Source organism: Planobispora rosea (assembly GCF_014648175.1).
GTDB lineage: Bacteria > Actinomycetota > Actinomycetes > Streptosporangiales > Streptosporangiaceae > Planobispora > Planobispora rosea.
This window is the reverse complement of the sequence record NZ_BMQP01000024.1, coordinates 1-12,774: the sequence shown is the minus strand read 5'-3', so window position 1 is coordinate 12,774 and position 12,774 is coordinate 1. Positions and strand designations below refer to the sequence as shown.

At 72.6% G+C, this 12,774-nt stretch carries 11 protein-coding genes; 2 read left to right on the top strand and 9 right to left on the bottom strand.

Annotated elements, in window-relative coordinates; genetic code table 11:
• Positions 1–31 precede the first annotated feature (31 nt).
• The gene (locus IEZ08_RS22965; RefSeq protein ID WP_229803429.1) at positions 32–355 is read left to right on the top strand and encodes a PLD nuclease N-terminal domain-containing protein; all 324 of its coding nucleotides are present in this window, start codon (positions 32–34) and stop codon (positions 353–355) included.
• A 60-nt stretch (positions 356–415) separates the two neighbouring features.
• Here the strand turns inward: IEZ08_RS22965 and IEZ08_RS22960 are convergent, their stop codons facing one another.
• Genes IEZ08_RS22960 through IEZ08_RS22930 form a run of 7 tightly spaced genes read right to left on the bottom strand, consistent with a single transcriptional unit; the run spans position 416 to position 9,751 of the window.
• Positions 416–3,964, bottom strand: a complete 3,549-nt coding sequence (locus IEZ08_RS22960; protein ID WP_068920764.1) for a serine/threonine-protein kinase — start codon at positions 3,962–3,964, stop codon at positions 416–418.
• 58 nt (positions 3,965–4,022) lie between these two features.
• A complete protein-coding gene (ccsB, locus tag IEZ08_RS22955) occupies positions 4,023–5,063 on the bottom strand; it encodes a c-type cytochrome biogenesis protein CcsB (protein WP_068920763.1) in 1,041 nt (346 codons plus the stop codon).
• Positions 5,053–6,633 (bottom strand): cytochrome c biogenesis protein ResB, encoded by a 1,581-nt coding sequence (resB, locus tag IEZ08_RS22950; RefSeq protein ID WP_189242862.1) that lies wholly within the window; start codon positions 6,631–6,633, stop codon positions 5,053–5,055. The genes ccsB and resB overlap by 11 nt, the downstream gene beginning before the upstream one ends.
• Positions 6,633–7,367, bottom strand: a complete 735-nt coding sequence (locus IEZ08_RS22945; protein ID WP_068920761.1) for a cytochrome c biogenesis CcdA family protein — start codon at positions 7,365–7,367, stop codon at positions 6,633–6,635. The genes resB and IEZ08_RS22945 overlap by 1 nt, the downstream gene beginning before the upstream one ends.
• A gap of 24 nt (positions 7,368–7,391) precedes the next feature.
• Positions 7,392–7,967: a TlpA family protein disulfide reductase gene (locus IEZ08_RS22940; RefSeq protein WP_189242861.1), complete on the bottom strand. Its 576-nt coding sequence runs from the start codon at positions 7,965–7,967 to the stop codon at positions 7,392–7,394.
• Between the two features lie 56 nt (positions 7,968–8,023).
• Entirely contained in the window at positions 8,024–8,662 is a 639-nt protein-coding gene (locus tag IEZ08_RS22935; RefSeq protein WP_068920759.1) for a histidine phosphatase family protein, read from the bottom strand.
• A gap of 12 nt (positions 8,663–8,674) precedes the next feature.
• Positions 8,675–9,751, bottom strand: a complete 1,077-nt coding sequence (locus IEZ08_RS22930; protein ID WP_203863318.1) for a LysR family transcriptional regulator — start codon at positions 9,749–9,751, stop codon at positions 8,675–8,677.
• Positions 9,752–9,922: 171 nt separating this feature from the next.
• On the opposite strand from IEZ08_RS22930, the gene IEZ08_RS22925 reads away from it, so the two are divergent.
• On the top strand, positions 9,923–10,528 hold the full coding sequence (locus IEZ08_RS22925) for a Uma2 family endonuclease (protein ID WP_506330644.1): 606 nt from the start codon (positions 9,923–9,925) through the stop codon (positions 10,526–10,528).
• Between the two features lie 3 nt (positions 10,529–10,531).
• On the opposite strand, the gene hemL is transcribed toward IEZ08_RS22925, so the two are convergent.
• Positions 10,532–11,827, bottom strand: a complete 1,296-nt coding sequence (hemL, locus tag IEZ08_RS22920) for a glutamate-1-semialdehyde 2,1-aminomutase (RefSeq protein ID WP_084779493.1) — start codon at positions 11,825–11,827, stop codon at positions 10,532–10,534.
• A gap of 42 nt (positions 11,828–11,869) precedes the next feature.
• Positions 11,870–12,514 carry a bifunctional DNA primase/polymerase gene (locus tag IEZ08_RS22915; RefSeq protein WP_068920758.1) on the bottom strand — a complete coding sequence of 215 codons (645 nt, stop codon included), beginning with the start codon at positions 12,512–12,514 and terminating at the stop codon, positions 11,870–11,872.
• Positions 12,515–12,774: the final 260 nt, after the last annotated feature.

Below are 12,774 nucleotides of genomic sequence, written 5' to 3'. Positions count from 1 at the left end.
ACCTGCTCCCGTGATGGCTTACAGTTCGGGCATGTCCGTGCTTCTCGGCCTGGCACTGCTGGCCTTCTGGCTGTACTGCCTGTTCGACGTGATCACCACGCCGGACGAGCAGGCCAGGAACCTCCCGAAGATCCTCTGGGTGCTCATCGTGGTGCTCCTGTTCGCGGTCGGCGGCCTGTTCTGGCTGCTGCTCGGCCGTCCTCTCGGCCCCCGGGCCCCGAGGACGATCTTCCGCGACGGCGGCGGCTCCCTGGGCCCCAGGCCACCCAGACCCCGTCCGGAAGCCCCCAAGGGCCCCGACGACGACCCGGAGTTCCTCAAGGACCTCGACCGGCGCCTGCGTGACGAGGACTGACCCCGCCGCCCCGCGGGGCCCCGCCTCCGCTCCGCGGCGGGGCTCCGGTCCCGCGCGGGCTCACCGCCGGGCCCCGCACACGTCCCGGTAGGCCGTCCCGGGAAGGTGCTCCCGCCACTCGGCCGGGGTCAGCGTCCGTCCGGCCCGCGCGCAGACCGCGACGGCCGTCGCCTCCGGATCGACCGGATGCTCGACCCGCCTGCCGTCGCCGTCCACGGTGACGAGCCGGGAGCCGTCCGCCGTGAACGTCACGCCGAGCAGCGGCCCGCTCCCCGTGCGGAGAGGACCGCCCAGTCTCCGGCCGGTGGCGATGTCCCACAACCGCACCGTCCGGGTGCCGGACTCCACCGCGAGCACGTCCCCCTTCGGGGAGAAGGCCATCGTGCCCCAGTCCAGCCCGGTGCCGATCCGCAGCACCGTGCCCACCCGGCGCCTGCTCGCGGTCTCCCACACCGAGACGCGCCCCACGGAGTCGGCGACGGCGAAGCGGGAGCCGTCCCGGTCGAAGGCGACGACGATGTTGCCCTGGCTGTGCGGCGGGCCGTACGGCGCGCCGAACGGTTCGCCGGTCGCCGCGTCCAGCAGCCGCCGGTCGCCGGAGGTGACCGCCACGGCCCGGCCGTCCGGCGTGAACATCAGCGCGCCGTCCAGTTCGCGGCGGCTCCAGCGCTGACGCCCCGTGGCCACGTCCCACAACCGGAGCTCGTTGTGTGACATCTCACCGTCGAGGGCGCTGACGTAGGCCGCCACCGTGCTCCCGGTGGCGTCGATCGCCAGGTTCTGCCCCACCGTGTTGTCCCTTCCGGCGGACAGGAGCGCGACCCGCCGGAAGGTCGCGGTGTCCCAGACACTGATCTCGCTCTCCTTGCCGGTGCTGACCACCAGGCGGCGGCCGTCGGCGCTGAAGAGCATCTGGGCGAACTCGTCCGCCGCGCCCGCTCCCAGCTCCAGGGTGGCGACGGTGGTGTTCCGGCGGGTGTCCACCAGCCGGACCCGGCGCTCCTCGTACTCCTTGACGGCAGCCAGGCGCAGGTCGGGGCTGAGCACGTCGAACTGTCCGTCGGCGAACGCCGGCGTGCGGGTGCCGGAGCCGGTCACGGGGGAGAGGTCGAGGGCCGTGACGCCGTCCTCGGCGAGGTAGCGGAGCGTGCGTCCGTCCGGGTCGAACGCCACCGTGGGCCACAGGTCCGCGTCGAGCTTGTACGACAGCAGCAGCCGCCGGTCCGCCAGCCGCCGGACCCTGATCTCGTCCGGCCCCACCGACGCCAGGAGCCGTCCGTCGGGGCTGAACACCGGTTTCCCCTGGTCGACGCCGGAGAACCGGTCCGTCGTCGACCCGGTGGCCGCGTCGTACAGCTCCACCTTCTCACCCTTGGCGAGGGCGATCGTCCGGCCGTCCGGGCTGTAGGCGACCGGAGAGGAGCACGTGCACGCGGCGCCCAGCGGGACGACCCGCATCGTGTCGAGTTCGACGATCGCCGGCTGGTTGTCGAAACCGCCGCTGACGAGGCGCCGCCCGTCGGGGGCGATGTCGGCCCACGTCCCGTAGACGGTCGCCGGCATGTCCCGCTGCTCGCCGGTCCCGGTGTGCAGGACGCCCGCCAGCCCCTGCCCGCCGTAGACGGCCACCCAGTCCTCGGACCGGCCGAAGGAGACGGCGAGGTCGTAGTCTCCCTGACCCGGGTAGGCGCGCCCCGGGCCGTGGGGCTTGCCGGTCGTCACGTCCCAGCTCCGGATCCGCTCCCTGCCGACCGTGACCAGCAGCCTGCCGCTCGGGCTGAGCTCGATCTCGTGCAGGTCCTTCTCCACGCCGGAGAAGCTCGTGATCTGCCGGCCGGTCCGCACGTCCCAGAGGCTGACCCGGCCCTCGCTCGCACTGGCGAGGACGCGCCCGTCACGGCTCAGCGCCCGCACCGTCCGCGCCGAGACGGCCGGGTCCCGGAAGGTCGCGGTCTCCCACTGGGTCAGCGAGCCTGTCAGGGCCGCCCGGGCCTCGGGCACCCGGGCCAGCCGCCAGGCGGCCACGCTCAGCAGCATCGCCCGCAGCGGGTCGGAGACCCGCAGCGACTCGGCCGTGGCGGCCAGCTGCCGGGCCTGGGCCTCGTCGCGCTGGGCGGTGATGGTGACGGCGCGCGCGTCGGCCATCCTGCTCTGCTGTACGGCGACCGCCCCCGCCACCAGGGCCACCACCAGCAGGACCACCAGCGCCGAGAAGATCAACCGGTTGCGGCGGGCGCGGCGCCGGGTGAGGGCGGTGCCGGCCTCCAGGAAGTCGCGTTCCACTGTGCTGAGCGTGATGTCGCGCCGTCCGGTGGCGGCCCAGGTCATCGCGCTCTGCAGGCTGCCGCCCTGGAACAGGTCCCCGTCCCGGCGGCCCTGGGCGTGCCAGCGCCAGGCGGCGGAGAGGATCTCCCGATGCGCCCGCAGCCCCTCCCAGTTGGCCCGCACCCACTGGCGCAGCCGGGGCCAGGCCAGCGGGAGCGCCGGACGCGACAACCACACCTCCCGGTCGTCCCGGCCGACCAGGTAGGCGAAGACGTCCAGCAGCCGCCGGACGGCGGCGGCCTCCTGCTCGTCCCGGCCGTCGACGAGCTCGGCCCACTGCGCCCGCCGCGGGATCTGCTGGCCGTCGTCGGTCACCGTCACCAGCCGCAGGAACACCTGGGGAGCCAGTTCCCGCTCGGCCGGTCCCAGGGCGGCGTAGCAGTCCTCGGCGAGACTGCCCAGCGCGGGATCGTCGGAGTCGCCGCGGATCCGGGCCCCGGCGTCGCTGCCCGCCACGAGCAGGCGCGCGGTGTCGAGCCCGCCGCCGCCGCTCACCAGGGCGAGCAGCAGGTCCCTGGCCGACGGCCTGGCCCGGGGGTCCTTGGCGAGCGCGGCGGACACCAGCGTCCGCAGCCCCTCGGGCAGGTCGTCCAGCCGCGGCTCGTGCGAGAGCACCCGGTGCATCACCGCGCCGAGCGTCTCGGCCTGGAACGGGTCCGTGCCCGTCGCCGCGAACACCATGATCCCGCCCCAGGCGAACACGTCGGCCGCGGTCCCGGCGCGCTCCCCCGAGAACACCTCGGGCGCCATGTAGGTGGGCGTCCCCGTGACCATCCCGGTCGCGGTCAGCGACATGTCCGCGGTGCGGGCGATCCCGAAGTCGATCACGCGGGGACCGTCCGGGCCCAGCAGCACGTTGTCCGGCTTCAGATCCCGGTGGACCACCCCCGCATCGTGGATCGCGGTCAACGCCGTGGCCACCGCCGTCGCCAGCCGGTGCAGGTCGCCGCCGCCGAATCGGCGTCCCTCGCTCACGGCCCTGCGCAGGCTGGGACCCTCCACGTACTCGGAGACGATGTACGGCCGGGGGCCGTCCAGGTCGGCGTCGATCACGGCCGCGGTGCAGAACGAGGCGACCTGCCGGGCGGCGGTCGCCTCACGGCCGAACCGCTGGCGCAGCTCGGCGTCGGTGCCGGCGTCCCCGTGCAGCACCTTGACCGCGACCCGGCGGCCCTCGGCGTCGTACGCCTCGTAGACCACCCCCTGGCCTCCGGCGCCCAGCCGTCCGGCCAGCCAGTAGCCGCCCAGCCGCTGCGGATCCCCGTCGATCAGCCCAGAACTCATCCGCTCCTCCTGTCCCCGGGGTTGTGACGCGCCGGGGACAGGAGGAGTTCGCGGAGATCTACTGACCGGGGAGCTCGGCGTAGGAGTGCAGGCCGGGGATGAAGATGTTCACGCCGATGAGGTTGAACAGCAGGCAGCCGAAGGCGACGAGCTGCACGATGGTCGCCGACCTGCCCTTCCACCCGGCGGTGGCGCGGGCGTGCAGGTAGCCGGCGTAGACGATCCAGGTGATGAACGCCCAGATCTCCTTGGGGTCCCAGCCCCAGTAGCGGCCCCACGCCTTGTCGGCCCAGAGCGCGCCGGCGATCACGGCGAAGGTCCAGATCGGGAAGCCGATCACGATGGCCCGGTGCGCGACCCGCTCCAGCTCCTCCCGGGTCGGCAGGTGGACCGCCGCGTCGTTCCTGATCAGGTAGATGACGCCGCAGGCGCCCGCGACGATGAACAGGCCGCTGGCGGCGATGGCCGCCGACACGTGGATCGCGATCCAGTAGGAGTTCAGCGCGACCATCGCGGGTCCCGCCTCCACCTGCAGGGAGTGGACGGCGGCGCCGAGCCCGAGGGCCGCCGCGGCCGAGACGGTCGCGCCCAGGAAGCGGACCGGGTAGCGCAACTGCATCAGCAGGAACGCGGCCATCGCCGCCATGCATATCGCGATCACGAACTCGTACATGTTGCCCCAGGGCCACCGTCCCGCCGCCAGGCCGCGGGTGACGAGGGCGCCCAGGTTCGTGGCGAGGCCGAGCCAGCTCAGCACCAGCGCGGCCGTTCCCGCCCGCGTCACCCACGCGGGCAGCGGCTTCGGCGCCGGGCCGGTCCCGCCGGTGTCCTCGCCCGCTCCCGAGGCGGCGGTCTCCGGAACCTCGTCCGCCCCGGAGCGCACCGCGGCGCCGTCCTCCCCCTGCTGCGCGGCGGTGGCCGCCGTACCGCCGACCGCGGCGAGCACGGGCTCGGCCGGGGCCGTGGAGGTCTCGGCCCGGTCGCGGCCGAAGGCGAGGTCCAGCGCGTAGGCGAGCATCGCGAGGACGTAGAGCAGCACCGTCACCAGGATCAGCTGGTCACTCAGGGCTGCGAGGACGGGATCGGCCTCAGCGGGCATCCTTGACTCCAGGGTTCGAACCGTGATTCAGGGCGACGACGATGCTCGCGAACTCCTCGCCGAAGTCGCCGCCCCCGGTGCGGGTGAGGCCGCCGGCCTCGGCGCGGGCTCCGGGGCCCTCCCCGACCCGCACCCACACGCGGCGGCGGCGGACCGTCAGGGAGAACACCAGGGCAACGGTGGCCAGGGCGGAGGCCAGCAGCGCGGGCAGGCGGCCGGGGTCGTAGGTGATCTGGAGCGCGATCCACTCCCTGACCCCGGTGAACTCGATCGAGCCCACCCCGCCCGGCAGGTCGAGTTTCTGGCTCACGGCCAGCGGGTCGGCCTTCATGACCAGCGGCTTCAGCGTCTTCAGGATCTCCGGGGGGATCTCGTAGACCGACTGCGGGACGCCGTCGCGCATGCCGAGGTCACCGGAGAAGGCACCGTACACCTGCGCGGTCGGGTTGGCCGCGCCGGGGAAGACCGAGGTCCACTCGCCGCCCTCGGCCGGGACGGCGGTGGGCAGGAACGCCACCAGGACGCCGAGCTGCTCGGGCTGGGCGTCCGGCACCTTGATGACGCACTCGGAGGCGAAGGTGGCCGGCTGGACCACCAGGCAGGGCACCGGTCCCTCGAAGGCCACCTGGCCCTTGCCGTCCGTGATTTTGAAGGTGGGCGCGTATCCGTGGTCGATGAGGTAGGTCATGGTGCCGTTCACGTCGAGCGGCTCGTTGACCTTGAGCTCGTACGCCCGCTCGGGGGCCCCCGGCCGGTCGCTCACCGCCAGCCGCGCGGAGTAGTCGAGCGCCTGGCCGCGTTTCCTGCCCTGGGCGATGTAGGTCGCCTGGAAGTCCTCCAGAGTGAAGGAGAACGGCTCCAGCGACTCGGCGTTCACCTGCTGGCCGGGCATGTAGCGGTCGTAGGCGGCGACGGTGTTGGCGAACCCGTCGCCCTCCACCACGAGCACGTTGCCGCGGTAGCCGTACAGCGCGCCCGCGCCGATCGCCACCAGCAGCCCGAGCAGCGCGACGTGGAAGAGCAGGTTGCCGGTCTCCTTCAGGTAGCCCTTCTCCGCCGACACCCAGCCGTCCCCGGTGGTGACCCGGAAGCGCAGCCGCCGCAGCCGCCGGGCCGCCTCCTCGACGGTCAGGTCACCGTCGAGCGCGGCGTACTGGGGCAGCCGCGACAGGTTGCGCGGCGCCGCGGGCGGCTTCCTGCGCAGCTCTCGCAGGTGGGCCGTGGTGCGCGGAAGGACGCAGCCGATCAGCGAGAGGAACAGCAGCAGGTAGATCGCGGCGAACCACGGCGCCTTGAAGACGTCGAACAGCCAGAACCGGTCCAGCCACTCGGCGAGTTCGGGGTCGTCGGCGTAGTACTGCCCGACCATGGCGTCGGAGACGCCGCGCTGCGGCCAGATCGACCCGGGGATCGAGGCCAGGGCGAACAGGAACAGCAGGATCAGGGCGGTCCGCATCGAGGTGAGCGTGCGCCAGAACCAGCGCGCCCAGCCCACGGCGCCCAGCTTCGCGGGCCGCGCCTCGGCCGCCTTCTCCGGGTCGTCCTTCTCGGGGATGTCGGTCACAGTCATCAGATCACCGGCTGGAATCCGCCGATCCACACCTGCATCGCCACAATGAGCTTCCCCCACAGTCCGGTGACGAGCAGCAGGCCGACGGCGACCAGCATGGCCCCGCCCACCCGTGTGATCAGCTGAGAGTGGCGGCGGACCGCCTTGAACGTGTGCAGGGCCTTGCGGTAGGCCATCCCGGCCGCCACGAACGGCAGACCGAGGCCGAGCGCGTAGGCGAAGGCGAGGAGCGCGCCGCGGCCGGCGCTGCCCTCGTTCATGCCGAGGGTGAGCACCACCGCGAGCGTGGGGCCGATGCAGGGGGTCCAGCCCAGGCCGAACACCAGGCCGAGCAGCGGCGCCCCGGCCAGCCCGGCGGCCGGGAGCCGGTGGATGCGGAAGTCGCGCTGCAGGCCGGGGATCACGCCCATGAAGGCGAGACCGAGCACGATCGTGAGCGCGCCGAGCACCCGGGTGATGGCCTCGGCGTTGCCGAACAGCACCGCCCCGACACTTCCGGCGAGCGCCCCGCCGGCCACGAACACCGCGGCGAAGCCGAGGACGAACAGCACGATCCCCGCAACCATGCGGCCCCGCCTGGGGTCGTCGCTCATCCCGGTCACATACGACAGGTATCCGGGGACCAGCGGCAGCACGCACGGCGACAGGAACGACACCAGTCCCGCCGCGACCGCGATCGGCAGCGCCAGGGCGAGCGAGCCGCTCGCCACCGTGCCCGCCAGGTCGGTGCTCATGGCGAGGGCTCCGGGGTCACGCGCCTACTTCTCATCGCTGACCTTGGTGACCGCGTCGAACAGGTCGGTGTACTTGACCGCGCCGAGGGCGCGCGCGGCGATGCGGCCCTGGCGGTCGATGATCAGGGTCGCGGGGATGGCCGCCGGGGGGACCGTCCCCTGGAAGGCGAGCGCGACCTTGCCGGGCTGGTCGAAGATGCTCGGGTAGCCGGGCTGCTGGGTCCGTTCGAAGGCGAGCGCGTCGGCCTTGCGGTCCTTGAAGTCGACGCCGAGGAACTCCACGCCGTCGGCCTTGGTCTTGGCCGCGATGTCCTTGAGCACCGGGGCCTCGGCCCGGCAGGGCGCGCACCAGGACGCCCAGAAGTTGATCACGACGACCTTGCCCCGGTGCGCGGCGAGCGAGGCGGTGCCGTCGGTGAGCGTCGGCCCCTCCACAGCGGGGGCGGCCTTGCGCTCGGCCGCCGCGAAGAAGGTGACCTTCCCGTCCCCGGCCACGAAGCGGGTGTCCCCCGCCTGCGGCTGCGAGGCCTGGCTTCCGGTGCATCCGGCCGTGGCGGCGACGACGAGCAGCGCGGCGGCGGCGAAGGGTTTGGCGCGCATCGGTGGAAGGATCTCCCTGTACTACAGCCGGTAGAGCAGTCACTCTACCCGCGGGGTCAGGCGCCCGGCACAGTGGGGCGCCGGACGAGCGCGGCCGCCGGCTCGCCGTACCCCACGCTCACCAACCGGTCTCCCTCGAAGGTGAAACTGGTGAGGCTGGCGAGCCCGCACTGCCGGCGGCGCGGGTCGTGCGCCAGTCGCCGGCCCTCGGCCGCCAACCGGATGATCCAGATGGGGAGCTGGTGGCTGACCAGGACCGCCTCGTGCCCGCGGGCCGCGGCGCGGGCCGACAGCACCGCCCCCCGCATCCGCTCGACCACCTCGTTGTAGGGCTCGCCCCAGGAGGGGCGGAGCGGGTTCCACAGGTGGCGGTAGTAGCGCGGGTTGCGGAACACGCCGTCGCCGTTGCCCACCCGGACGCCCTCGAAGACGTTGCCCGCCTCGATGAGCCGCTCGTCGACCGTGACGTCCAGGCCGAAGGTCTTCGCGATCGGGGCGGCGGTCTCCTGGGCCCGCTCCAGCGGGGAGGAGAACAGCGCGACGACGTCGCGTCCGGCGATCGAGGCGGCGACGGTCTCGGCCATCCGCCTGCCGTTCTCCGACAGGTGGTAGTCCGGCAGCCTGCCGTACAGAACGTTGGCGGGGTTGTGGACCTCGCCGTGGCGCAGGAGGTGAACGACAGTGGTCTCAGCCATGATTCGGTCAGCCTACCGACTGGTAGCGGCAGGGAAGACCGACTCACGGGCCGGCGTCCCTGCAGCGTGGCGCGGCGGGGGCACCTCTCCGGCGGCACGCTCCGGCGCGAGCGCGCCGTCCGGGCCGTCCGGCGGGTACGTGCCGTCCGGACCGTCCGGCGAGTACGTGCCGCCGGAGGCGTGACGCGCCTGGAAACCGGCCGACACCGCCTTGAGCGCGTCGACGGCGGCGCGGATCGCCGGACGGCGGGCGGCGTCGGCCCGCCAGACCACGTAGATCCTGCGGATCGGCCGGGGCCGGACCGCCACGGCCCGCACCCCCTCAGGGAAGGAGACGCGCCCGAGCCGGGGGATGATCGCGCAGCCCTGCCCCGCGGCCACGAGCGCGAGCTGGGTCGGGTACTCGTCCGCCATGCAGGTGATGTCGGGTTCCACCTCGGCCGCGCGGAGCGTGTAGACCAGCCAGTCGTGGCAGACCGTGCCGGGCGAGCCGCTGATCCAGCGCTCCCCGGCCAGCTCGGACAGCTCGATCTCCGGCCGCTCCGCCAGCGGATGGCCGGCGGGCAGGATCACGTCGGCCACGTCGTCGAAGAGCGTCACCCGGGACAGTCCGTCGGGGATGGCCATCGGCCGGTTCATCCAGTCCTGGATCACCGCCAGGTCCAGCTCGCCCCGTGTGACCTCGCGGACCTGTCGTTCCGGCTCCCGCTCGTGCAGCTGGATCCTCAGGTCGGGGTGTCGCTCGCGCAGGCGGAGCAGGGCTCCCGGGAGCAGTCCCCGGGCGGCCGTGGGGAAGGCCGCGATGCTCAGCCGGCCCACCACCTCGCCGCGCAGCGCCTCGAAGTCGGCCTCGGCGGTCTCCACCAGGGCGAGGATGCGCCCGGCGTGGTCGGCCAGCAGCCCGGCCGCGTCCGTCAGCCGCACTCCGCGCCCGTTGCGCTCCAGCAGGGTGGCGCCGGTCTCCCGCTCCAGTTTCGCGAGCTGCTGCGAGACGGCCGACGGGGTCACCATGAGCGCGTCGGCCGCCGCGCCCACCGATCCGTAGACCGCGACGGCGTGCAGGGCCTTCAGCCGGTTGAGGTCAAGCATGTAGCGATTCTAAATGAGAAACCCGGAAAATCCGCCTTATGCTGAATTGACGAAAGGCTCCCGGACATTACTGATAGAGCCGCACGGTGTCAGTCGCCCTGATGGACAATGGAGCGGAAAGCAACGGAGATGAGCCGGATGAGCACACCGCGTGACGGGGACGACGTTACGGTGACCGACGTGAGCAGCGCGCTTGAGTACTGGCCCTCCCCGCCACCGTGGGGATGGACCGCCGACGACCTGGACCGTCTCCCGTCAGAGGGCCCGAACGGCGAGCCTGACTTCTTCAAGCACGTCGAACTGATCGATGGAGCCCTCGTCTTCATGTCCCCCCAGAAGCGCTTTCATGAACGCCTCCTGTTCGGCCTCCGTGTCGCCCTGAACGAACAGGCGCCCGAGTCCGTCGTGGCCATGATGCAGATGGACGTCAAGCTCGGCCATCGCACGCGCCCCTGTCCCGACGTGCTGATCGTGGACGCCGCGGCGGCCGACGACGACGAGCGCACCTGCTACACCCCCGACGAGGTCCACCTCGTCGTCGAGGTCGTCTCCCCCGAGTCGGAGGAGCGCGACCGCAAGACCAAGCCGGCCCGCTACGCCGAGGCCGGGATCGCCCACCTGTGGCGGGTCGAGAACAACGACGGCAAGCCCGTCGTCTACGTCTACGAACTCGACCCGGCCACCCGCGCGTACGGCCTCACCGGGATCCACCACGGCCGGCTGACCGTCCCGGTCCCCTTCCCCATCGACATCGACCTGGAGAAGCTCCCCCGCTGATCTTCAGCCCGCCTGGGCGGCGGCCTTGGCGGCGATCGGGAGGGCCTCGGCGACGCGGGACAGGGCCTCGTCATCGTGGGCCGCCGACAGGAACCACGCCTCGTAGGCCGACGGGGGCAGGTAGACGCCCTGGTCGAGCATGGCGTGGAAGAAGGCCCGGTAGGCGGCGGTGTTCTGCTTCTGCGCGGTGGCGAAGTCGGTCACCCGCTCGTCGGTGAAGAAGACGGAGAACAGGCTGCCCGCGCGCTGCAGGCGGTGCGGCACCCCGGCGGCGGCCAGCGCGTCGGCGGCGGCCCGGCCGATGACCAGCGCGGAGGCGTCCACCCGGTCGTAGACCTCGTCGTCGCAGGCGCGCAGCGTGGCCAGGCCGGCGGCGCAGGCCAGCGGGTTGCCGGACAAGGTGCCGGCCTGGTAGACCGGGCCCTCGGGGGCCAGATGGGCCATCACCTCGGCCCGGCCGCCGAACGCGGCGGCGGGCAGGCCGCCGCCCATGACCTTGCCGAAGGTCATCAGGTCGGCGTCCACCGGGTCGAGGCCGTACCACCCCGACCGCGACACGCGGAAGCCGGTCAGCACCTCATCGATGATCAGCAGTGCGCCGTGCGCGGTGCACAGCTCGCGGAGCTTCGCGTTGAAGCCGTCCGCCGGCGGGACGACGCCCATGTTGGCCGGGCACGCCTCGGTGATCACGCAGGCGATCTCGTCGCCGAACGCGCGGAACGCCTCGGTCACGGCCTCGACCGAGTTGTACGGCAGGACGACGGTGTCGGCGGCCGAGGCGCCGGTCACCCCGGGGGTGTCGGGGAGGCCGAAGGTGACCAGGCCCGATCCGGCCGAGGCGAGCAGGGCGTCCACGTGACCGTGGTAGCAGCCGGCGAACTTGACGACCTTGGACCGGCCGGTGAAGCCGCGCGCCAGCCGTACGGCGGACATGGTGGCCTCGGTGCCCGAGCTGACCAGGCGGACCTTCTCCACCGGGGCCATCCGGGCGACGATCTCCTCGGCGAGCTCGACCTCGCCGGCCGTGGCCGTACCGAACGAGGTGCCGTGCGCCAGCGCCTCCTGCAGGGCCTCGATCACGGCCGGGTGCCGGTGCCCCAGGATCATCGGGCCCCAGGAGCAGACCAGGTCGACGTAGCGGTTGCCGTCGGCGTCGGTGATGTACGGTCCCTGGCCGGAGGCCATGAAGCGGGGCGTGCCGCCGACGGCGCCGAAGGCGCGGACCGGGGAGTTCACACCTCCCGGAACGATCTGGCGGGCGCGGGCGAACAGGTCCTCGGAGTTATCAGTACGGCTCACCGTCCCAGATTACGGGGCAGCGGTGACGGCGTGGGGGGAAGGTCACTCGCAGACGTCGGCGAGGACGTCCAGGACGCGCAGCGGGTCGGGCAGCGGACGGCCGTCCGGGGGGCGCAGCCAGGAGGCGGGCCGGCCGGTCGGCAGGAGGGAGGGCGGGGCCAGGACGAAGCTGTCGCGGCAGTGCCAGCGCAGGCCGGGCATGTCCTCGATGGTCGAGGGACCGTAGTCGAGGGGGCAGGACCACCACTCGTCCTCGTCGGCGGAGGTGTTGCGGGTGGCCACATAGAACAGAACCCGGTCGCCGTTCACAGCGACCGGGCCCGAGGAGGTTCCGGAGGAGTCCATGGCCGCGAGGGCGGCGAGCCCCGCGGCCGCCGGTACGTCGAAGACGTCGAAGACGCGTCCCGTGGGCAGGACCACGTTCGCCTCGGGCTCGTTGTGCCACCAGCGGGAGAGCAGGGCGGTGTCGGTGGTGGCCTGCATCTGCCAGGCGCGCGAGATCGGGTGGTTGCCCACGTCGGGACAGCCGATCCGGTCACAGGAGCAGGCGCGCGGGCCTTTGGCGAGCGGCCGCGCACCCGGGCAGCTCGCCCAGCCGAGCGAGGCGTACTCCAGCACGGACGTGATCATCTGCTGTTTCGGATGGGCCCGTCGCCTGGTACGACGAGCCAGCGGTACCCCCACCATTGCGTCCTCCGTTGTCCGCGTGCCCCGCGTCATACCCGGATGCGACATATCCATCTCTGGCAGACAAAGGGGGACACTCAGAGGCCCATACCACCTGGGACACATCCGCACCGGTCATCGAACTCTAACGCACGCATTCCATCGCCAGGTGGCAAACCCCCAGTTCTGGGCATGTGCGAAGAGTCTCATCACCCCGCGGGCCGCGAGGGGGCGCCGGTGAACTAACGGAGGAACGCGCGCAGCGAAGCGAGCACGTGACG